Below are 19,022 nucleotides of genomic sequence, written 5' to 3' on the forward strand. Positions count from 1 at the left end.
GCCTCACATCTCGGTGATGCCGCTCTTGGGGATGCGGATCTCGCGGTGGACGGACATGCTGAGCAGCAGGCCCACACCGATCATCAGCGTCATCATCGCCGACCCGCCGTAGGACACCAGCGGCAGCGGAATGCCCACCACCGGGATCAGGCCGGTCACCATCGACACGTTGACCATCACGTAGAGGAAGAACTGCGCGGTCATGCCGACGGCCACCAGCCGGGCGAACTGGCTGCGGCAGCTCAGCGCGATCACCACGCCGTAGATGAACAGCATCAGGTACAGCGCCAGCAGGATCAGCGCGCCCACCATCCCGAACTCCTCCGCCAGCACCACGAAGATGAAGTCGGTGTGCTTTTCCGGAAGGAACATGAGCTGGCTCTGCGATCCCGACATGAAGCCCTTGCCGAACATCCCGCCCGACCCCAGCGCGATCTTCGACTGGAGGATGTTGTAGCCGGCTCCCAGCGGATCGGTCTCCGGGTCGAGGAAGGTGTAGACGCGCTGCTTCTGGTAATCGTGGAGGAATTCCCAAGCGACGGGAATGGCCGCCAGTCCGCCGCCGATGACCACAAGGAATTTCCAGATCCGCACCCCCGCCGCGAAGAAGACGGCGCCGCTGCCCATGATCAGCAGCAGCGAGGTGCCCAGGTTCGGCTGCATCAGCACCAGCGCCACCGGGATGAAGACCAGCAGCAGGGGTGGAATCAGCAGCAGCGGGCGACCGATCTGATCCAGCGAGATGCCGTGGAAATAGCGGGCCAGCGCCAGGGTCAGCGCCGGTTTCATCAGTTCCGATGGCTGAAGCTGGAAGAAGCCCAGGTCGATCCAGCGCTGGGCCCCCATGCCGATGCGGCCCATCAGCTCCACCGCCACCAGCAGACAGAGCACGATCAGGAAGATGACGTAGGCCGACTTCATCAGATGCCGCACGTCGACCAGCGCAATCACCAGCATCAGGAACAGGCCGGGGACGGCGCGCACGAGCTGCGGCTGCGCCCAAGGCCGCCAGTTGCCGCCGGCGGCGGAGTAGAGCAGGGCCACCCCGATCGCCGTGATGATGCAGACCAGGAGCACCAGCCCCCAATTGATCATGCGGAACTTGCTGCCGAGCGTCAGTTCCGGGCGTTGCGGGGCCAGCCCGCCGGACCCGTGGTTCGAAAGGACCGCGACCATGTGGAAACGTTCGTTGTGTCCGGGGGCGTCCGTGCCGGAAGGGCGGCTTTGCCGCGGGGCCGGGGGCCGGGCGCCTTTGCGTGGCGGATACTGCACCAGCGCCGCCCCGCGGTAAAGCCGCCCGGCCCCCCGCCCCGCAAAAGGCACGGGGGGCAAGCCAGCCTCAGAACTGCTTCAGCAGCCGGTCGATGTACTCGCGCTCCATTTGCGGACGGCCATACTGGCCGGAGCGGCGGCGCAGCTCGTCCAGGATTTCGCGGGCGCGCTGGAGTTCGGCTTCCTCCGGGATCTTCACGTCGTCGCTGTCGTAGTTGCCGAAGCCGGAGGGGCGGCGGCCCAGCGGGTCGCGGTTGCGGCCCTGGCCCTGACGCTGCTGCTGGGCCTGCCCGGGTTGCTGGCCCATCATGGCCGGTCCCTGCTGGCCCATCATCTGTTGCATCATCTGCTCGGCCATGGCCTGCATGCCCTGCTGAAGCTCGTCCATCGCCTGGGTCTGCGGGGGCACGGCGGAGCCCGGCTGCCCCTGCTGGAGCGCCTGTCCGGCGTCGCGCATGGCCCGTTCGGCGCGGCCCAGCGGGCGGGGGATTTCGCCGCCCTGCTGCTCGCCCATGCGGCGCATCAGCTCGCCGAGCTGGCGGCGCAGCGCCTCCTGCTGCTCGGCCTGCTTCTGCATCAGCGGGCTTCCGGACTGGCCCTGCTGCCCCTGCTGCTGGCGGCCCTGGCGGTTGCGCGGACCCTGGCCCTGTTGCTGGCCGTCCTGCTGGCCCATCTGCTCCTGCGACTGGCGGAAGGTCTGGTCCAGAAGGTTCTGCTGCCGCTGCGCCAGCTCCTGAAGCTCGCGCATCATCTGCGCCGCCTCGTTCTGGCCCTGCTGCTGCATCTGGGCCATGGCGCCGTTGCGCATGTTCTCCATCATCTGCTGCAACTGGGACAGCATCTGCCGGGCGGCGTCGCGGGCACCGGTCTCGGCCATTTGCCGCATCCGGTCCATCATCTCCTGGAGATCCTGGCGGTCCATCATCCGGTCGGCCATTTCCGGCGGCACCATGGGGATTTGCTCGCCGCGCTCCAGCGCTTCGCGCATCTGCTGCTCCATGGCGTCGAGGAACTTGTCGAGCGCCGCCTGAAGCTCGTCCATCAGCTTCTTGAGTTCCTGGTCGTCCGCCCCACGCTCCAGCGCCTCGGCCAGACGGCGCTCGGCGTCGCGCAGGTCGCGTTCGGCCAGGGACAGCCCACCGTCCTCGATGCGGAGCGCGGTTTCCCACAGCAATTGCTGAACGGCGGGGACGGCGGCCGCCTCCTCGTCCAGCAGTAGGCGGTTCACGGCGGTGCGGAGCGCCAGGAAGGCCACCAGATCGCCGCCGAACTGGCTGGGCCGGGAGGAGATGTCGGCCAGCGCGCGCGCCACCTCTATGCGGAGCTGCTTGGGCCGCAGCGTCAGCTTCTTGCGCTCCTCCACGATGGCGCGGGCGACGGGATGGTTGAAGACCCGCTCCGGCAGGACCATCGCCACATCCTCGGTGCTGCCGGTCTGGCCGGCGCCGTCGAGCGCGGTCAGGCGTACGGTGACGTTCAGCCCGGCCCAGGGATGGCCGGTCAGGTCGTGGAAGGCGGCGTTGCGCGCCTCGCGCGGGCGGACGCCGGGCAGGGCCAGCGGCAGTTCGATGGGGCTGCGGTCCAGCGCCGGGGCCTCATCCTCCGGCAGGGCCAGACGGACGACGGCCTTGGCCTCGGCCAGCCCGTAATCGTCCTGGGCCGTGTAGTCCAGCCGCAGCGCGCCGCGCTCCCCCTTCGCCGGGGGGCTGGCGTAGGCGATGGCGGGCGGGTTGTCCGGGATGACGCGGACGTTCCAGCTTCCCAGCACGTTGGACCCCTGGGTCACGGCGACGCGGGTGCCGGAGTCGATGGGCTGCTGGATCTGGAAGGTGGAGGAGTCCACCGCCTCGAAGGCGGCGGGCTTGCCGCCGGCCTCCAGCGACGGCGTGCCGCTGCCGCCGGTGACGCGGGCCAGCACGAGGCTGCCCTTGGGGACCGGCACGGGATCGGCGAGGTTCGGCGTGTGGGCCGGGTTGGCGGACTTCAGGAAGACCGGCGGCAGGCCGGTGTATTCCGGTGGCGTCACCCACAGGTCGAGGGCCGCGACGGAGGCCGCCGCCGTCCCGCCGAAATGCGGGCTGACGGCGGCGGACAGGCGCGGCTTCCAGTCGCCCCAACTGGCCCCGCCCGCGGCGATCAGCACCAGAACCACCAGCGCGCGCAGGGCGTAGCGGTCGTGGGCGGCGAGGCCGTCGGACTGCGGCCAGGCCACGCGCAGCCGCCGCATGGCCGCCCGCACCCGCTCCTGGTGCAGGCGCCACAGTTCCGTGGCGACGGGGTCGTTGCCGGCGGGCCGGTCGCGCAGTGTGTGAAGGGGGCGGTGAGGCAGGCCGCTGTCCCGCTCCAGCCGGCGGCGGGCGGCGCCCTCGTCCGGCAGGCGGAAGGCGCGCAGCCCGCGCCACCCCGTCCAGCCGATGGCGGCGACGAACAGCAGCAGGACCAGGGCGTGCAGCCAGCCCGGCAGAAGCAGGAAGACGTTCAGCAGGGCCAGGGCGAGGAAGGCCCCGGCGATGGCGACGGGCGCCCAGAGCGCCGGCCACAGCCGTTCCCACAGCAGGGCGGCGTGGGCCTGCCCCATGCGGAAACGGGGTTCACGCGGGGTGGGGGCGGGGTCGGCTTCCTTGCGCAGGGGGAACCGGAACCCGTCGTTGCTGTCGCTCATCCCGCACTCCCGTCCAGCCGGTTGCCGAAAGCCTGATCACGAAACCCTGATCCCGGCCTGGTGGGGGCGAAAGGCGGAAGCCGGGTGTCGTCAGGATATAGGTTCCGCCGCGCCGGATTTCCCGGTTCGGCCGTCGAGCCATTCACCAAACCACTTGTCCATGACCAGAATATGGCCGCACAGCCACATCTCGACATAGCTCTGGAGGAACTGGACCTCCTCCAAATCGTGGTTGTCGGCCTCGGACTGACGGCGCACGAAGTCAGCGAAGCTGTCATGCATCGCCTTGTGCTTGGCGTAGTCCGGGTAGCCGACGGCGCGCATCAGCCCTTCCTCCCGGCGGAAGTGATGGGCGGAATAGTCGGCCAGCTCGCGCAGGAAGCGGTTCGCCGACTCCCGCCGCTCACCGGCGGCGATGGCCGCGCTGAATTGGTTGAACAACTGAAACAGGCGTTGGTGGTCGCCATCCACGGCGCTCTGGCCGATGGCGTAGGTCGCGTCCCATTCCATGATGTTCCCCGTCCGTTGTGCGAACGGGGAATCATACGCCTAATGGATGATGAAGGGCAGCGCTTATTGCAGCCCGGTGACGGTCGCCGGTCAGTCCTTCAGCCAGTCCGGCACGCGGTCCAGCGCCAGAAGCTCCTCGACCGACACGCGGGGACGGATGACCGAGAAGCGGTCGCCGTTCACCAGCACCTCCGGAATCAGGGGGCGGGTGTTGTAGGTGGAGGACATGACCGCGCCGTAGGCCCCCGCCGACAGGATCGCCACCAGCTCGTCCGGCGCCATGGCCGGCAGCGCGCGCTGGAGCGCGAAGGTGTCGCCGCTCTCGCAGACCGGCCCGACGACGTCGTAGGGCTCCGTGGCGGCGCCCCGGGCGGGCTCCGTCACCGGGACGATGCCGTGATAGGCCTCGTAGAGGGTGGGGCGGATCAGGTCGTTCATCGCCGCGTCGATGATGACGAAGCGGCGGTGCAGCCCCTGCTTCACATAGATCACCCGCGACACCAGGATGCCCGCGTTGCCGACCAGCGACCGGCCCGGCTCCAGCGAGATGCGGCAGCCGAGATTGCCGGTGATCGACTTCACCATGGCGGCGTAGTCGGCGATGTCCGGCGGCGCCTCGTGCTTGTAGACGATGCCCAGCCCGCCGCCGAGGTCGAGGCGGGTGATGTCGTGCCCGTCCTCCCGCAGGACGTGGAGCAGGGCCGCCACCCGCTCGTAGGCGGCGCGGAAGGGAGCGAGGTCGGTCAACTGCGACCCGATATGGACCGCGATGGCCACCGGCTTGATGCCCGGCAGCCGGGCGGCCTGCGCGTAGACCTCCCGCGCGTGGTCGTAATCGACGCCGAACTTGTTCTCCTTCTTGCCGGTGGCGATCTTGGCGTGGGTCTTGGCGTCCACGTCCGGATTCACGCGGAAGGCGATGGGCGCGGTGACTCCCATGCTGACCGCCACCTCCGACAGGGCTTCGACCTCCGGGATGGATTCCACGTTGATCTGGTGGATTCCGGCCTCCAGGGCGGCGCGCATCTCCTCGCGCGTCTTGCCGACGCCGGAGAAGATGATCTTGCCGGCGGGAATGCCTCCGGCCAGAGCGCGCTGCATCTCGCCGCCCGACACCACGTCGGCGCCGGCCCCCAGGCGGGCGAAGGCGCGGATGACGGCGAGGTTGGAGTTGGCCTTCACCGCGTAGCAGACGTCGGCGTCCTGCCCCGCGAAGGCCCCGGCATAGGCGCTGTAATGCGCCTCCAGCGCCGCCGTGGAATAGCAGTAGAAGGGCGTGCCGACTTCCGCCGCGATCTTCGACAGCGGGACGGATTCGGCGTGCATCACGCCGTTGCGGTAGGCGAAGGCGCTCATGGGAAGCGGACTCCGGAGGACGGCTGACCGGGCTTGGGGTCGGTCTTCGGGTTCGGATAGGGGCTGGGGAACTTGTCGGCTTCCTTGCCCTGCGGGGGATCGACGAAGCTGGGCTTCTTGCCGCAGCCGGCCAGGGTCAGCGCCACGGCGGCGGTCGCCAGGATCAGCAGCGGGCGCCTCACAGAAAACGCTCCCGCGCCGCCGCCACCGCCTCACGCACACGGATGGGGGAGGCGCCGCCGAAGCTGCGCCGGCTGTCCAGCGACGCCTCGATGCTCAGCGCCGGGAAGACGGATTCGGTGATCCGCGGCTCGATGGCCTGAAGCTCCTCCAGCGTCAGGCCGGTCAGGCCGACGCGCTTGTCCTCCGCCGCCTTCACGGCGCGCCCGGTGATGTGGTGCGCCTCGCGGAAGGGGATGTTCAGCTCCCGCACCAGCCAGTCGGCCAGATCGGTGGCGTTGAGGAAGCCGCGGTCGGTCGCCTCGCGCAGCGCCGGCACGTTCGGCTGCATGTCGCGCACCATGCCTTCCATGGCGGCGATGCACAGCGCCAGCGTGTCGTCGGCCTCGAAGACCGGCTCCTTGTCCTCCTGCATGTCCTTGGAATAGGCCAGCGGCAGGCCCTTCATGGCGACCAGCAGGCTGTTCAGGCTGCCGATGACGCGCCCGGCCTTGGCGCGCACCAGCTCCGCCGCGTCCGGGTTCTTCTTCTGCGGCATGATGGAGGAGCCGGTGGTGAAGGCGTCCGTCAGCCTGATGAAGCGGAACTGGGCGGAGCACCACAGCACGATCTCCTCCGCGAAGCGGGAGAGGTGCATGCCGCAGATGCTGGCGGCGGCCAGATACTCCAGCGCGAAGTCGCGGTCGGACACGGCGTCCAGCGAGTTGGCGGTGGGCCGGTCGAAGCCCAGCGCCTCCGCCGTCATGAAGCGGTCGATGGGGTAGGGCGTGCCGGCCAGCGCGGCGGAGCCCAGCGGGCACTCGTTCAGCCGCGCGCGGGCGTCGCGCAAGCGGCCCCGGTCGCGCCCGAACATCTCCACATAGGCCAGCAGATGGTGGCCGAAGCTGACCGGCTGGGCGGCCTGGAGGTGGGTGAAGCCCGGCATCACCGTGTCGGTGTGCTTCTCCGCCAGATCGATCAGCGCGGCCTGGAGCGCCTTCAGCCCCTGGTCGGCGCGGTCCAGCGCGTCGCGCACCCACAGCTTGAAATCGGTCGCCACCTGGTCGTTGCGCGACCGCCCGGTGTGCAGGCGCTTGGCCGGTTCGCCGATCAGTTCGGCCAGCCGGGCCTCCACGTTCATGTGGATGTCCTCCAGTTCCACCTTGAAGGTGAAGGCTCCGGAGTCGATCTCTTCCTTGACCCGGTCCAGCCCATCGCGGATGGCATCGGCGTCGGCCTGGGTTATGATGCCCTGGCGCGCCAGCATGGCGGCGTGGGCCTTCGACCCGGCGATGTCCTGGTCGGCCAGCCGCTTGTCGAAGCCGATGGAGGCGTTGATCTTCTCCATGATGGCGGCGGGACCGCGGGCGAAGCGGCCACCCCACATCTGGCTGGCGGCCGGGGCGGAGATGCGGTCTTGAGGATTCGGCTTGGGCTGTTCGGCGCTCATGGCGGACACAATACGGGTGGGAGGACGGGAAGCGTGAGTATGCGGACTTTGGCGGCCACCGCAATCTTTTGTGTGACCCTGGGCGGCGCCGGGCTGTGGATGGCGCTGGCCGGGCCGTCGGCCCCGCCGCCGCCCGCCGTGCTGACGCTGGACCAGCCCGCCCCCGGCGTGACCGCGGTGGGTCTGGACAAGTTCCGCTACATGGAGCCGCTGAAGGCGGTGCCGGAGCTGACCTTCCTGGACGGGGAGGGGCGCCGGGTGGACCTGACGGAGTTCAAGGACCGTCTGGTCCTGCTGAACCTGTGGGCGACATGGTGCGCGCCCTGCGTGAAGGAGATGCCGGCGCTCGACCGCCTCCAGGCGCAGTTGGGCGGGCCGGGCTTCCAGGTGGTGGCGCTGTCGGTGGACCGCGGCGGCAAGGATCAGGTGCAGCCCTTCTACCAGCGGACCGGCGTGAAGAACCTCGCCCTCTATCTCGATCCGTCGAGCGCCTCGATGCAGACGCTGAAGCTGCGCGGCCTGCCGACCACCCTGATGGTGGACCAGGAGGGGCGGGAGATTGGGCGCATCGAAGGCGCCGTGGAGTGGGACTCGCCGGAGGTCGTCGCCTTCCTGCGCAAGCATATGGGCAACGGCGGCGGCCCGGCGCGGGACAGTCGCGGTGGGGTGGTGCGGACGGGGGGGTGATGCTCTGCACGCTCCTTCTCCCCTCTGGGGAGAAGGTCGGGATGAGGGGGCGGCCGGAGGCCGGCCACGCCGGTTCGTTGCAGAGCGTGGACGCCCATACGGGCGCCCCCTCACCCTAACCCTCTCCCCAGGGGGGCGAGGGGACTTTAGGAATTTGCATCACTCCGACGACCCGGACGTTCCCAGCGGCATATCCCCCGGCGGGGCCTGGGTCTGCGGCGGGGCCGGGCGGCGCGCGAGTTCGGCCATGATGGCGCGCGCCTCTTCGAAATGACTGTGCAGCATCGGCAAGGACTCGCGGGCGAAGTCGCCCGTCTCGCCGCCGTGTTCGGCCTGGGCCTCGTACAGTTTGATGGCGCGGGCGTGGGTTTCCTCCTCCGCAGCCATGTAGCGGCGGTCGAAGGCGCCCTCCGGCGTGTCGCGCAGGCTGGACATGTGGGCGCGGGCGGACAGGTTCAGTTCGCGCGGGATGGGGATGCCGTGGCGCAGCGCCATGCCGGCCAGCCGGTCGGTCTTCAGCCCGTGGTCATCGGCCATGCGGCGGGCGAAGCGGCGGACCGGCTCGGTTTCCGCGCGGTCCTGGGCCAGCTTCCCCAGCGTCTGCTCGGCCATGCCGTCGGCCAGCGCCTCGGCGATGAAGTTGCGTTCCTGCCGGGACAGGGTGGAGGGAGAGGCGGGAGCGGAGCCCGGTGCCTGCGCCAGGACCGGGCCGGACAGGCAGGCCAGAAGCATCGCCGTCAGGAAGCTGCGCCGCATTGCCCCCGTCCTTTCCGCTGTTCGACCCGACTCCCCTGCGGGACGAACAGAGCGCGAGCGCAGCGGTTCCGCAAACGCACGAAACCCGCCCCGGTTTCCCGGGACGGGCGTCGTTGCAAGCTCCGCAGGGAACCGCCGCGTCAGCGGGTCGGGACCGGCGGGTTCTTGGAGTAGTCGTAGAAACCGCGGCCGACCTTGCGGCCAACCCAGCCGGCCTCGACATACTTCACCAGCAGCGGGCAGGGGCGGTACTTGCTGTCGGCCAGACCCTCGTAGAGGACCTGCATGACCGCCAGACAGGTGTCCAGGCCGATGAAGTCCGCCAGTTCCAGCGGACCCATCGGGTGGTTGGCGCCCAGCTTCAGCGCGGTGTCGATGGCATGGACGCCGCCCACGCCCTCATAGAGGGTGTAGACCGCCTCGTTGATCATCGGCAGCAGGATGCGGTTGACGATGAAGGCCGGGAAGTCCTCGGCCACCGCCGCGGTCTTGCCGATGTTCGCCGTCAACTCGCTGATGGCGTTGAAGGTGGCCTCGTCCGTCGCGATGCCGCGGATCAGCTCGACGAGCTGCATCACCGGCACCGGGTTCATGAAATGCATGCCCATGAACTTCGACGGGCGGTCGGTCGAGGCCGCGAGGCGGGTGATCGAGATCGACGAGGTGTTCGTCGCGATCAGCGCCTCGGGCTTCAGGTTCGGGACCAGCTTCTTGAAGATCTCGCGCTTCAGCGCTTCGTTCTCCGTCGCCGCCTCGACCACCAGATCGGCGTCGTGGAACACGGACAGGTCGCTGCCGGTGGAGATGCGGGCGATCGCCGCCGCCTTGTCGGCCTCCGTCAGCTTCCCCTTCTGAACCTGACGGTCCATGTTCTTGGAGATCGCGGCCACCGACTTTTGCAGAATTTCCGCGCTGATGTCGGAGATGACGACCTCGTACCCCGCCTGCGAGCAGACGTGGGCGATGCCGCTGCCCATCTGGCCGGCACCGATGACGCCAATCTTCTTGATCGTGGACATATGAGCTTTCCCGCTTGTCTTTGGCCCGCGTGTCTCTGCTAGGAAGAGGACCGGCCGGTTACGCCTTGTCCAGCTCGGCCGTCAGTTCCGGCACCGCCTTGAACAGGTCGGCGACCAGACCATAGTCCGCCACCTGGAAGATGGGCGCTTCCTCGTCCTTGTTGATCGCGACGATGACCTTGCTGTCCTTCATGCCGGCGAGGTGCTGGATGGCACCGGAAATGCCGACGGCGATGTACAGCTCGGGCGCCACGATCTTGCCGGTCTGGCCGACCTGATAGTCGTTGGGGACGAAGCCCGCATCGACCGCCGCGCGGCTGGCGCCGACCGCGGCACCCAGCTTGTCCGCCAGCGCTTCGAGGAGCTTGAAGTTCTCGCCCGACTGCATGCCGCGTCCGCCGGACACGACGATCTTGGCCTGGGTCAGCTCCGGACGCTCCGACTTCGTCAGCTCCTGGCCGACGAACTTGGCCGACCCGGCGTCGCCCGTCCCGGCGACGTTCTCCACCGTGGCCGAGCCGCCGGTGGCCGCCGCCGCCTCGAAGGCGGTGGTGCGGACCGTGACGACCTTGATCGGGTCGGCGGACTTCACGGTGGCGATGGCGTTGCCGGCGTAGATGGGCCGCTCGAAGGTGTCGGCGTAGACCACGCCGGTGATGTCGGAGATGGCGGCGACGTCCAGCAGCGCGGCGACGCGCGGCAGGAGGTTCTTGCCTTCCGACGAGGCGGCGGCCAGCACATGGCCGTAGCCCTTGGCGAGGCCGACGACCAGCGGGGCGACGTTCTCCGGCAGCGGGTGGGCGTAAGCCGCGTCGTCGGCCAGCAGCACCTTGGAGACGCCGGCGATCTTGGAGGCCGCGTCGGCCACGGCCTGGGCGCCCTGGCCGGCGACCAGGACATGGACGTCGCCACCGATCTTGGCGGCGGCGCTGACCGCGTTCAGCGTGGCGGCCTTCAGCGCGGCGTTGTCGTGTTCGGCAATGACGAGAATGGCCATGTCAGATCACCCGCGCTTCGTTCTTCAGCTTGTCCACCAGGGCGGCCACGTCGGCGACCTTCACGCCGGCCTTGCGCTTGGGCGGCTCGGCCACCTTCAGCGTGGTCAGGCGCGGCGCCACGTCCACGCCCAGCGCGTCGGGCGCCAGCGTCTCGATGGGCTTCTTCTTCGCCTTCATGATGTTGGGCAGCGAGGCGTAGCGCGGCTCGTTCAGGCGCAGGTCCGCCGTCACCACCGCGGGGAGCTTCAGCTCCACCGTCTCCAGGCCGCCGTCGATCTCGCGGGTCACCGTCACGGCGCCCTCGCCGGCCACGACCTTCGAGGCGAAGGTGCCCTGCGGCCAGCCCAGCAGGGCCGCGAGCATCTGGCCGGTCTGGTTGCAGTCGTCGTCGATCGCCTGCTTGCCCAGGATGACCAGCGTCGGGCCTTCCTTCTCGACCAGGGCCTTCAGCACCTTGGCGACGGCCAGCGGCTGCGTCTCGGCATCGGTCTGCACCAGGATGCCGCGGTCGGCGCCCATGGCGAGCGCGGTGCGCAGCGTTTCCTGCGCGGCGGTCGGGCCGACGGAGACCACGATGACCTCGGTCGCCTTGCCGGCTTCCTTCAGGCGGACGGCCTCTTCGACGGCGATCTCGTCGAAGGGGTTCATGCTCATCTTCACGTTGGCGGTCTCAACGCCGGAACCGTCCGCCTTGACGCGGATCTTGACGTTGTAATCGACCACCCGCTTGACCGGGACGAGGACCTTCATATCCCACCCTTTTCTTCAATTATGCAGGCGCATCTTCGCCGCTGGCGCCGAATCGGGCAGCTTGTGACAGCGCTGCGACCATAGGAGTTGACGTTTTGGCTGTCAACGCCGCCTACGCCGCAGGCGCGAAGGAGGCGGTGCCGCATCAACGGTTTGCGCCCGGCACCCACAGCACGTCCGCCGCTCCGTCCGCGTTCAGCTTCCGGCTCAGCACGAACAGGTGGTCGGACAGGCGGTTGGCGTATTTCACCGCCGCCGGGTTGATCGCTTCCGTCTCCGCCAGTTCGGTCATCAGCCGCTCGGCGCGCCGCACCACCGTGCGGGCCAGATGCAGATGCGCCGCGGCGGGGGAGCCGCCGGGCAGGATGAAGGAGGTCAGGGGGGCGAGATCCGCGTTCATCGCGTCGATCTCCGCCTCCAGCCGGTCCACCTGCGACTCCAGGATTCGCAGCGGCGGGTAGGGCGGGTCCTCCGCCTCCGGCGTGCAGAGGTCGGCGCCCAGATCGAACAGGTCGTTCTGGACGCGCGCCAGCATCGCGTCGATCTCCGGCTGGCCGACGGTGTGCAGGCGGACCAGCCCGATGACGGCGTTCGCCTCGTCCACCGTGCCGTAGGCGGCGACGCGCGCGTCGTGCTTGGGCACGCGGCGCCCGTCCCCCAGCGAGGTCTGGCCGCGGTCCCCGCCGCGGGTGTAGATGCGCGTCAGCTTGACCATGATTCGTGCCGGTGTCCCTTACCCGTGGGTCAGAATGGCGAGCAGGAACAGCACCAGCGCCGCGCCCTGGAGCGCCACGCGCATCCGCATCGCCTTGTTCGATTTGCGCGAATCGCCCTGGCCGCCGCGCGCCATGAAGAACAGCCCGGAGAACAGCGAGGCCACGACGAGGCCGAGCGCGAGGATCAGGAGAAACGCGAAAAGTCCGTTCATGGCGTCATCATACCCCACGGTCCAGCTTGCGCCTATCCCGGCGGATCGGGATTCGGCGGCATTCCGATGCGAGCCGCCTGTTGCGCTGACGCCCGGTCATCTTACATTGTCGCGAACGACCCGGACGGCGAGAGGAATTCGGTATGCGGCGGCGGAGTTTCCTGAAGGCGGCGGCGGCCACCGGGCTTGTGGCCTCGGCCGGAGCCTTTCTGACCACGCGCCGCGCCGCGGTGGCCCAGCCGTCGGAAGCGCTTGCCGCCTTTCCGGACCGGTTCGTCTGGGGCGCCTCCACCTCCTCCTACCAGATCGAGGGGGCGGTGACCGCGGGCGGGCGGGGACCCAGCGTGTGGGACAGCTTCAGCCACGCCTATGGGAAGGTGGCGAACGGCGACACCGGCGACGTGGCCTGCGACCACTACAACCGCTACGCCGAGGATGTGGACCTGATGGCGAAGGCGGGGATGAACGCCTACCGCTTCTCCGTCGCCTGGCCGCGCATCCAGCCCACCGGCACCGGCGCCCCCAACCCCGAGGGGCTGGACTTCTACGACCGGCTGACCGACGCGCTTCTGGCGAAGGGAATCGCGCCCTGGCCGTGCCTCTACCATTGGGACCTGCCCCAGGCGCTCCAGGACCGCGGCGGCTGGACCAACCGGGACATCGCGGGCTGGTTCACCGACTACGCCCAGATCGTCGCCGCGCGGATCGGCGACCGGGCGAAGCACTGGACCATGCTGAACGAGCCGTCCGTGCACGCCATCTTCGGCCACGGGCTGGGTGGGCACGCGCCGGGGCTGACCGGGAAGGCCAACTATTTCAAGGCGATCCACCACCAGAATCTGGCCCAGGGCATGGCGCTGAAGGCGCTGCGGGCGGCGGGCGGCGGCAAGGGGTGGCAGCTCGGCACCGTGCTGTCGCTCCAGCCCGTCTGGCCGGTCGGCGGGCTGGACGCCAATTACGGCGCCTCGCTGATGTGGGACGCGGTGTGGAACCGCGCCTGCCTGGACCCGCTGCTGAAGGGCGCCTACCCGGAACTCCTGCGCGACGGATTCGCCCCGTTGGTGAAGGCCGCCGACCTGGAGGCGATCCGCCAGCCCATCGATTTCCTGGGCATCAACTATTACAGCCGCATGCACCAGCAGCCGGACCCGGCGGGCCTGTTCGTCACCGGCTACGGCTCCCCGCCGGAGGGCACGCCGACGACGGGCATGGGCTGGCCGGTCGAGCCGGATGGCATCGCCGAGATCCTGATCGAACTGAAGCAGGAATACGGCAACCCGCCCGTCTATGTGATGGAGAACGGGGCGGCCTATCCCGAACAGACCGGGCCGAACGGCTTCGTTCAGGACAAGGACCGCATCAGCTACCTGCGCCGCCACATGCTGGCCGGTCATCAGGCGCTGGAGGAAGGTGTGGACCTGCGGGGCTGGTTCGTCTGGAGTCTGCTGGACAATTTCGAGTGGGCGGAGGGCTACCGGCACCGCTTCGGCCTGATCGAGGTGGACCGCAAGACCCTGGAGCGCCGCCCCAAGGCCAGCTACCACTGGTACGCCGACGTGATCCGGAAGAAGGGCGTTCCGACCTCCGTCTAAGGGGGGGGACCGCGATCATGGCGCCCGTTTCCGCCGGCCAGCCGACCCGCTTCGCCATCCAGAAGGCGCGCGGCAAGGGCTGGAAGACGCTGGAGGTCGGGGAGGACCTGGACCACGCCCGCGCCCGCTTCAACCTGATGGTGCGGGTGAACCCGCGCGCCTATTTCCGCCTGATCCAGCTCGACCACAACGCCGACGCGGGCGGCGAGGGGATGGAGTTCAACTGGAAGCTCATCGAACTGCACGACCCCAATCAGGCGGGGCCGGCCGGGAAGCGGAAGCCTGCCCCGTCGAGGCCGGTGCCGAAGGCTGCGGCCAAGGGGGCGAGGAGACGGGAAAAGGTGCCGCTGCCCCTGCGCTTCTACACGGCGGTGGTGCTGGCCGGGGTGCTGATCGGGGGCGTGCTTTATCTGCGCTACGGCCTGCCGGGGCCGTGAGGGTTCAATCCTCCGCCGTGTAGCCCTTGCGGCGCATGCACAGGGCGAAGATTTCCTTGCGGTAGCGGAACTGCGGAGTCTCCGGCAATGGGCGGTAGGGGTAGCCGCGCAGGCGCATGGTGGTGTCCACCTGCTCGATGCATTCGTCGTAGGCGGCGGTCGCCGTGGTTTCCGTCGCCGTCCATTCCCGATAGGTGGGGGTGCTGCCGCAGGCGGCCAGCAGCAGCGTCGCGCCCGCCAGCACACAGTGTCTCAAACTCGCCATGCCACGGCCTCCCGCAAAGCGCCTGCCGGAAGCATACCACGTTTTTGCGGGGGCGTCGGTCGGCGGATGGGGAGATGGGCGTTCCCTTACGGATGCGGCCAAGGAGGGAACGGACTGATGCCGATGCAACGCAGGCGCACAAAAATCGCGCCCGGAAATCCGCCGCAATCTGGTAACACGGTTGCGCTTCGGCAATAGTGTCGGCGTCACGGACGGAGAATGGTCATGACGGGTGGTTCGCACCGCGCGCGCCGCGCGGTCGCGTTGGCTGTGGTGGTGCCGGTTCTGGCGGCTGGTCTGCTGGCGAGCGTCCCGGCGCGGGCGCAATCGACGGCGGACATCCAATGGGCCCAGACCATTCTGAAGGACAAGGGCTACAACATCGGCGGGCGCGCCAACGGCCAGATGCATCCTGAAACCAAGGCCGCGCTCGGCAAGTATCAGGCCGCCCACGGGCTGCCGGTGACCAACCAGCTCGACAAGGCGACCATCGCCAAGATGATGGGCGAGCGGGAGGGCAAGGCCCCGCCGACCGTGGGCAACCTCGCCCAGCAGAAGGTCGGCGGCGGCGGTCCCGGCCAGGCACCGCGCGAGCCTCAGCGCGAGGTGGTTCCCCGCGCCGCGCCCACCCAGCGGATCGACAGCGGGGCGGGCAGCGTCGGTGGCGGCGCGCAGTTCAGCGCCGGTCCGCCCGCGACCGCCAGCCATTCCTCAGGCAGCCATTCTTCCGGTGCCCCGTCCAGCGCCCCCGCTCCATCGGCTCCGGCGCCGTCCGCCGCGGCGTCCTCCCAGGGGCCGGTGCCGCAGGCGGCCCCGCGGGCGAGCGTCACCGCGACCACCCCGTCCGGACAGCCGGTTCCGGTGGTGGAACCGGCGGCGGGCAGCGGTTCGATGATGCCCGGCTGGGCGACCAACGGCGTCCGCTACGGTGTGATGGGCGTGATCGGGACGACGGTGCTCGGCATCGGCTTCGCATGGTGGCGCAGCGGGCGCGCGGGCGCTCCGAAACCGGCGCCGCGCGACGACGGACCGCGCGACCAGCGCCGGGAGCCGAGCTTCGGCGGCGCGCGGCGCCGGGAGGAGCTGACGACCGGCGCCCTGCCGCCGCTCACCAGCGGCGGGCGCGGACGCCGGTAGGCCCGGCCCGCGTCAGGCTATTGGGACTCAGGCCATCTGGGACATCGGGCACATGGTGTTGCCGCAGCCGGACGGGTTGCAGGGGTGCATCGGCGCCGGGGACGGCTTGGACGAGCCGACGCTCGGCGCCATGATCGCCTTGGACACCTCGGTCCCGCCGCAGGACGGGCAGGGCAGGCCGGCGGACTTCCGGGTGTCGTAATCGGCCATGTTCCTGAACCACTGTTCGAATTCGTGGCCGCAGGCGCAGCGCAGGGCGTAGAGGATCATCGGCGGTCTTCCTTGGACACGGCTGTTGCCGTGAAAGGGACGCAATCCCGCGAAGCCGCGCGATGATCTGCATCAAAGCTGGAGATGGGCCGCCGATGAGCCGTCTCAACGATGGGTCGTCACCCCCACCTGCCGGCACATGGACAGAAGAAGGCAGGTGGAGCAGCGCGGGCGGTCGCCGGTGCAGATCCATTTGCCGAAGGGCACCAGCCGCTCGTTGATCTCCACCCAATAGGGGCGGGGCAAAAGCTCCATCAGGGCAACCATGGTGCGCTCCGGCGTCGGGGCGGCGACGAAGCCCCAGCGGTTGACGATCCGGTGCACATGCACGTCCACCGCCACCGCCGGAATGCCGAATCCGATGGCAAGGGTCAGCGCCGCGATCTTCGGGCCGACTCCATGGAAGGCCATCAGGGCGTCCGGCGTGTCGGGCACCATCCCGCCATGTTCCGTGATGATCCGGCGGGACAGCGCCCGGATGTCGCGGGCCTTCGGTTCCGGGAAGGTTGCGCCGTCGAGAAGGCGCGTCAGTTCCTCCGGCGTCAGGGCGGCCATCTGCTCCGGCGTGCGCGCCACCGCGAACAGCCTTTCGCACACCACCATCGTCGTCTCGTCCCTGGTGCGGGCGGAGATCAGGCTGCCGACCAACTGCTCGAAGGGGCTGCCGTAGCCGCGGTCACGCAGGGCGAACATGGCGGCCTTCGGGCGTCCGGCCACCGCTTGGCGCAGGCGCCGGAACGCCTCGTCGATGTCGAAGGGTTCCTTGTCGGCAAGGGTCGGCGCGGGGCGCAGGGGCATGACCGGTCCGGGGACGGTGGGAGGTTGCCAGACCGAAACAGCGCGCGGGGCAGGGTTGCTCCCCATTCCCCTTTGCAATGGATCGTGCGCCCCTTAGATTAGAGATATCTAAATTAAAGGGGATGAGATCATGGTGAAGGATTGGCCGCAGATGGCGAAGGACATGTCCGGTGCGGTGCGGGATCTGCGCGGCGGCGCCCCGGAGGTGATGAAGGGGTTCTCCGCCATCGCCAAGGCGGCGCTGGAGGCCAAGGCGCTGGACACCAAGACGAAGGAGCTGATCGCGCTGGCCATCGGCGTGGCGACCCGCTGCGACGCCTGCGTCGCCTTCCACGCCCAGGCCGCCGTCCAGCACGGGGCGAGCCGGGAGGAGGTGATGGAGACCTTGGGCATGGCGATCTACATGGGCGCCGGCCCGTCAGTGATGTACGCCGCCATGGCGACGGAGGCATTCGACCAGTTTGCTGCGGAAAAGGCGCGCTGAGTCATCCGGCGCTGGAAAACAGCGGGCGACGCAGGCCCCCGGCGGCGATCTCGGCGCGCAGCGCGTCGGCGTCCATGGCCTGGATGCGCTCCAACTCCGTCTTGTTGGCGGCGATGAAGGGGTTTCGGTCGGTGGAGTTCTCGGGCCGCGCGTGCTCCAGATGGTACAGCGGCCCGGGCACCCGCTCCACCCGCAGGCCCAGCCGGCGCAGCCGCTCCACGATCTCGTCGTCCTCATAGCCCCAGGAGACGAACCGCTCGTTGTAGCCGCCGGCCTCCAGCAGCGCCGCCCGGTCGAAGAAGGCCCCCCCGCCGGGCGAATTGCGGTGCATCAGGGGGAAGCGCGGGCAGACCGCGTTCAGCGGCGCCGCCGACAGGGTGTGTCCGAACCGGTGGACCTCCCGCCCGAGAATCCAGAAGAACAGCCCGTTGTAGGGGAAGGCCATGGCCGCCCCGCCGCGCACCGCATCGCGGGCCAGGGCGTATTGCACGGGATCGACCACGATGTCGGTGTCGTGCAGGGCGACGATGGGAGTCTCCGCCGCCTCCACCATGCGGTTGATGAGGTGGGCCTTGTGGGTGAAGGGCGTGTCGTTGCCGGTCAGGTGCAGATGCCGGCAGCGGGCGGCAAGCTCCGGCCCCAGCGCGTCCGCCACATCGCTCGGTCCCGCCTTGTCCTCCCCGATCAGGATCGTGGTGTCGGCGTGTTTCAGCAGGAAGGAGACGATCCAGCGCAGGTTGCGCTTGCGGTCGTCGCTGTCGGCGCGGAAGGGAACCAGCATCGTGACGTCGCGCAGGTCCAGCCGCCCGTCCGGCCCGGCCCCGTCGAGGATCGCGCGGCGGGCGCGGTAGGCCGCCGCCTGCACCGTCAGCCGCTCCCGCGCCCCGTCGTCCCGCGGGTCGATGGCGAGGGCCATCTCGTAGAAGGACACGGCGGCGCCGGGGCGGCCCAGATCGGCCTCGATGTCGCCCTTCTGCCGCCAGCCGGGGACGAAATGCGGGTGGCGGGCGAGCAGCGGGTCCAGCACGTCCAGCGCCTCCCCGATGCGCCCGATGGCCTGCAACGCCTCGCTCAGATGGTATTCGGCGTCGGGGAAGTCTGGGCGCAGCGCCAGCGCGCGGCGGTAGGCGGCGATGGCCTCCTCCGTCCGCACCGCGACGTGGAGCAGGGCGCCCAGGTTGAACAGCGCGTCGGCGTCCCCGCCGTCCAACTCCACCGAGCGGGCGATCATCGCCATCCCGCGCTCCCGGTCGCCGTCCAGCGCCGCCAGGAGGCCCAGCCGGTGCAGAGCCTCCGGATTGTCGGGGGCGGCGTCGAGGATTCGCCCGTACAGTTCCGCCGCTTCCGCCCGCCGCCCGGCCTTGAGATGGTCGAGCGCGATGGCCAGCGCCTCGTCGATGGTCGCCATTCGGTGGGGTCCGTGGGTCCGTGCGTCGCCTTATGGTGGATTCCACTTTGACACAAAGGCCCGTGCGGGGAAATCATCCGCTCC

Annotated in this window: 21 protein-coding genes; 5 read left to right on the forward strand and 16 right to left on the reverse strand. The window is 69.5% G+C overall.

Annotated features, from left to right (window positions below):
• Nucleotides 1-3 precede the first annotated feature (3 nt).
• The 6 genes from rodA to argH all read right to left on the reverse strand — a co-directional run bounded on the left by rodA (nucleotide 4) and on the right by argH (nucleotide 7,409).
• Entirely contained in the window at nucleotides 4-1,176 is a 1,173-nt protein-coding gene (gene rodA / locus DS843_RS17075) for a rod shape-determining protein RodA (RefSeq protein ID WP_149470068.1), read from the reverse strand.
• Nucleotides 1,177-1,339: 163 nt separating this feature from the next.
• Nucleotides 1,340-3,934, reverse strand: a complete 2,595-nt coding sequence (locus tag DS843_RS17080) for a TIGR02302 family protein (protein ID WP_149470069.1) — start codon at nucleotides 3,932-3,934, stop codon at nucleotides 1,340-1,342.
• A gap of 90 nt (nucleotides 3,935-4,024) precedes the next feature.
• Nucleotides 4,025-4,444, reverse strand: coding sequence for a bacteriohemerythrin (locus tag DS843_RS17085; protein WP_149470070.1), 420 nt, complete (start codon nucleotides 4,442-4,444; stop codon nucleotides 4,025-4,027).
• A gap of 90 nt (nucleotides 4,445-4,534) precedes the next feature.
• Nucleotides 4,535-5,800, reverse strand: a complete 1,266-nt coding sequence (gene lysA / locus DS843_RS17090; protein ID WP_149470071.1) for a diaminopimelate decarboxylase — start codon at nucleotides 5,798-5,800, stop codon at nucleotides 4,535-4,537.
• Nucleotides 5,797-5,982 (reverse strand): hypothetical protein, encoded by a 186-nt coding sequence (locus DS843_RS17095; protein ID WP_149470072.1) that lies wholly within the window; start codon nucleotides 5,980-5,982, stop codon nucleotides 5,797-5,799. Before DS843_RS17095 ends, lysA begins: the two co-directional genes overlap by 4 nt.
• Nucleotides 5,979-7,409 (reverse strand): argininosuccinate lyase, encoded by a 1,431-nt coding sequence (argH, locus tag DS843_RS17100; RefSeq protein ID WP_149470073.1) that lies wholly within the window; start codon nucleotides 7,407-7,409, stop codon nucleotides 5,979-5,981. The genes DS843_RS17095 and argH overlap by 4 nt, the downstream gene beginning before the upstream one ends.
• Before the next feature lie 39 nt (nucleotides 7,410-7,448).
• Here argH and DS843_RS17105 point away from each other — a divergent pair, with 39 nt between their 5' ends.
• The gene (locus DS843_RS17105) at nucleotides 7,449-8,096 is read left to right on the forward strand and encodes a TlpA family protein disulfide reductase (protein ID WP_149470176.1); all 648 of its coding nucleotides are present in this window, start codon (nucleotides 7,449-7,451) and stop codon (nucleotides 8,094-8,096) included.
• A gap of 159 nt (nucleotides 8,097-8,255) precedes the next feature.
• Here DS843_RS17105 and DS843_RS17110 read toward each other — a convergent pair whose 3' ends face one another.
• The 6 genes from DS843_RS17110 to DS843_RS17135 form a co-directional block, all read right to left on the reverse strand.
• Nucleotides 8,256-8,852 (reverse strand): DUF4142 domain-containing protein, encoded by a 597-nt coding sequence (locus DS843_RS17110; protein WP_149470074.1) that lies wholly within the window; start codon nucleotides 8,850-8,852, stop codon nucleotides 8,256-8,258.
• 140 nt (nucleotides 8,853-8,992) lie between these two features.
• The gene (locus DS843_RS17115) at nucleotides 8,993-9,871 is read right to left on the reverse strand and encodes a 3-hydroxybutyryl-CoA dehydrogenase (protein ID WP_149470075.1); all 879 of its coding nucleotides are present in this window, start codon (nucleotides 9,869-9,871) and stop codon (nucleotides 8,993-8,995) included.
• A gap of 58 nt (nucleotides 9,872-9,929) precedes the next feature.
• Nucleotides 9,930-10,868 (reverse strand): electron transfer flavoprotein subunit alpha/FixB family protein, encoded by a 939-nt coding sequence (locus DS843_RS17120; protein WP_149470076.1) that lies wholly within the window; start codon nucleotides 10,866-10,868, stop codon nucleotides 9,930-9,932.
• Nucleotide 10,869: 1 nt separating this feature from the next.
• Nucleotides 10,870-11,619 carry an electron transfer flavoprotein subunit beta/FixA family protein gene (locus tag DS843_RS17125; RefSeq protein WP_149470077.1) on the reverse strand — a complete coding sequence of 250 codons (750 nt, stop codon included), beginning with the start codon at nucleotides 11,617-11,619 and terminating at the stop codon, nucleotides 10,870-10,872.
• Between the two features lie 145 nt (nucleotides 11,620-11,764).
• Entirely contained in the window at nucleotides 11,765-12,334 is a 570-nt protein-coding gene (locus tag DS843_RS17130) for a cob(I)yrinic acid a,c-diamide adenosyltransferase (protein ID WP_149470078.1), read from the reverse strand.
• An 18-nt stretch (nucleotides 12,335-12,352) separates the two neighbouring features.
• Nucleotides 12,353-12,547: a twin transmembrane helix small protein gene (locus DS843_RS17135; RefSeq protein ID WP_149470079.1), complete on the reverse strand. Its 195-nt coding sequence runs from the start codon at nucleotides 12,545-12,547 to the stop codon at nucleotides 12,353-12,355.
• 143 nt (nucleotides 12,548-12,690) lie between these two features.
• Between DS843_RS17135 and DS843_RS17140 the strand changes: the two genes are divergently transcribed.
• Together DS843_RS17140 and DS843_RS17145 are read left to right on the forward strand one after the other, a co-directional pair.
• Nucleotides 12,691-14,139 carry a GH1 family beta-glucosidase gene (locus DS843_RS17140; RefSeq protein WP_149470080.1) on the forward strand — a complete coding sequence of 483 codons (1,449 nt, stop codon included), beginning with the start codon at nucleotides 12,691-12,693 and terminating at the stop codon, nucleotides 14,137-14,139.
• A gap of 17 nt (nucleotides 14,140-14,156) precedes the next feature.
• A complete protein-coding gene (locus DS843_RS17145) occupies nucleotides 14,157-14,576 on the forward strand; it encodes a hypothetical protein (RefSeq protein ID WP_149470081.1) in 420 nt (139 codons plus the stop codon).
• Nucleotides 14,577-14,580: 4 nt separating this feature from the next.
• On the opposite strand, the gene DS843_RS17150 is transcribed toward DS843_RS17145, so the two are convergent.
• Nucleotides 14,581-14,841, reverse strand: a complete 261-nt coding sequence (locus DS843_RS17150; RefSeq protein WP_149470082.1) for a hypothetical protein — start codon at nucleotides 14,839-14,841, stop codon at nucleotides 14,581-14,583.
• Between the two features lie 225 nt (nucleotides 14,842-15,066).
• Here DS843_RS17150 and DS843_RS17155 point away from each other — a divergent pair, with 225 nt between their 5' ends.
• Entirely contained in the window at nucleotides 15,067-15,978 is a 912-nt protein-coding gene (locus tag DS843_RS17155; protein WP_149470083.1) for a peptidoglycan-binding domain-containing protein, read from the forward strand.
• Nucleotides 15,979-16,005: 27 nt separating this feature from the next.
• On the opposite strand, the gene DS843_RS17160 is transcribed toward DS843_RS17155, so the two are convergent.
• Together DS843_RS17160 and DS843_RS17165 are read right to left on the reverse strand one after the other, a co-directional pair.
• Complete coding sequence (locus DS843_RS17160) at nucleotides 16,006-16,248, reverse strand: DUF1178 family protein (RefSeq protein WP_149470084.1); 243 nt, start codon at nucleotides 16,246-16,248, stop codon at nucleotides 16,006-16,008.
• A 105-nt stretch (nucleotides 16,249-16,353) separates the two neighbouring features.
• Nucleotides 16,354-17,046: an endonuclease III domain-containing protein gene (locus tag DS843_RS17165; protein WP_149470085.1), complete on the reverse strand. Its 693-nt coding sequence runs from the start codon at nucleotides 17,044-17,046 to the stop codon at nucleotides 16,354-16,356.
• Nucleotides 17,047-17,176: 130 nt separating this feature from the next.
• On the opposite strand from DS843_RS17165, the gene DS843_RS17170 reads away from it, so the two are divergent.
• Complete coding sequence (locus DS843_RS17170; RefSeq protein ID WP_149470086.1) at nucleotides 17,177-17,530, forward strand: carboxymuconolactone decarboxylase family protein; 354 nt, start codon at nucleotides 17,177-17,179, stop codon at nucleotides 17,528-17,530.
• A gap of 1 nt (nucleotide 17,531) precedes the next feature.
• On the opposite strand, the gene DS843_RS17175 is transcribed toward DS843_RS17170, so the two are convergent.
• A complete protein-coding gene (locus tag DS843_RS17175; RefSeq protein ID WP_149470087.1) occupies nucleotides 17,532-18,938 on the reverse strand; it encodes a tetratricopeptide repeat protein in 1,407 nt (468 codons plus the stop codon).
• Between the last annotated feature and the right edge of the window lie 84 nt (nucleotides 18,939-19,022).

Origin of the sequence: Roseomonas genomospecies 6 (assembly GCF_008365375.1) — a bacterium.
Lineage (GTDB): Bacteria > Pseudomonadota > Alphaproteobacteria > Azospirillales > Azospirillaceae > Azospirillum.

Bases quoted from the DNA above. Each gene is read 5' to 3' on its own strand.
- rodA (WP_149470068.1), bottom strand. From the start codon at position 1,176: ATGGTCGCGGTCCTTTCGAACCACGGGTCCGGCGGGCTGGCCCCGCAA.
- DS843_RS17080 (WP_149470069.1), bottom strand. From the start codon at position 3,934: ATGAGCGACAGCAACGACGGGTTCCGGTTCCCCCTGCGCAAGGAAGCC.
- DS843_RS17085 (WP_149470070.1), bottom strand. From the start codon at position 4,444: ATGGAATGGGACGCGACCTACGCCATCGGCCAGAGCGCCGTGGATGGC.
- lysA (WP_149470071.1), bottom strand. From the start codon at position 5,800: ATGAGCGCCTTCGCCTACCGCAACGGCGTGATGCACGCCGAATCCGTC.
- argH (WP_149470073.1), bottom strand. From the start codon at position 7,409: ATGAGCGCCGAACAGCCCAAGCCGAATCCTCAAGACCGCATCTCCGCC.
- DS843_RS17105 (WP_149470176.1), top strand. From the start codon at position 7,449: ATGCGGACTTTGGCGGCCACCGCAATCTTTTGTGTGACCCTGGGCGGC.
- DS843_RS17110 (WP_149470074.1), bottom strand. From the start codon at position 8,852: ATGCGGCGCAGCTTCCTGACGGCGATGCTTCTGGCCTGCCTGTCCGGC.
- DS843_RS17115 (WP_149470075.1), bottom strand. From the start codon at position 9,871: ATGTCCACGATCAAGAAGATTGGCGTCATCGGTGCCGGCCAGATGGGC.
- DS843_RS17120 (WP_149470076.1), bottom strand. From the start codon at position 10,868: ATGGCCATTCTCGTCATTGCCGAACACGACAACGCCGCGCTGAAGGCC.
- DS843_RS17125 (WP_149470077.1), bottom strand. From the start codon at position 11,619: ATGAAGGTCCTCGTCCCGGTCAAGCGGGTGGTCGATTACAACGTCAAG.
- DS843_RS17130 (WP_149470078.1), bottom strand. From the start codon at position 12,334: ATGGTCAAGCTGACGCGCATCTACACCCGCGGCGGGGACCGCGGCCAG.
- DS843_RS17135 (WP_149470079.1), bottom strand. From the start codon at position 12,547: ATGAACGGACTTTTCGCGTTTCTCCTGATCCTCGCGCTCGGCCTCGTC.
- DS843_RS17140 (WP_149470080.1), top strand. From the start codon at position 12,691: ATGCGGCGGCGGAGTTTCCTGAAGGCGGCGGCGGCCACCGGGCTTGTG.
- DS843_RS17145 (WP_149470081.1), top strand. From the start codon at position 14,157: ATGGCGCCCGTTTCCGCCGGCCAGCCGACCCGCTTCGCCATCCAGAAG.
- DS843_RS17150 (WP_149470082.1), bottom strand. From the start codon at position 14,841: ATGGCGAGTTTGAGACACTGTGTGCTGGCGGGCGCGACGCTGCTGCTG.
- DS843_RS17155 (WP_149470083.1), top strand. From the start codon at position 15,067: ATGACGGGTGGTTCGCACCGCGCGCGCCGCGCGGTCGCGTTGGCTGTG.
- DS843_RS17160 (WP_149470084.1), bottom strand. From the start codon at position 16,248: ATGATCCTCTACGCCCTGCGCTGCGCCTGCGGCCACGAATTCGAACAG.
- DS843_RS17165 (WP_149470085.1), bottom strand. From the start codon at position 17,046: ATGCCCCTGCGCCCCGCGCCGACCCTTGCCGACAAGGAACCCTTCGAC.
- DS843_RS17170 (WP_149470086.1), top strand. From the start codon at position 17,177: ATGGTGAAGGATTGGCCGCAGATGGCGAAGGACATGTCCGGTGCGGTG.
- DS843_RS17175 (WP_149470087.1), bottom strand. From the start codon at position 18,938: ATGGCGACCATCGACGAGGCGCTGGCCATCGCGCTCGACCATCTCAAG.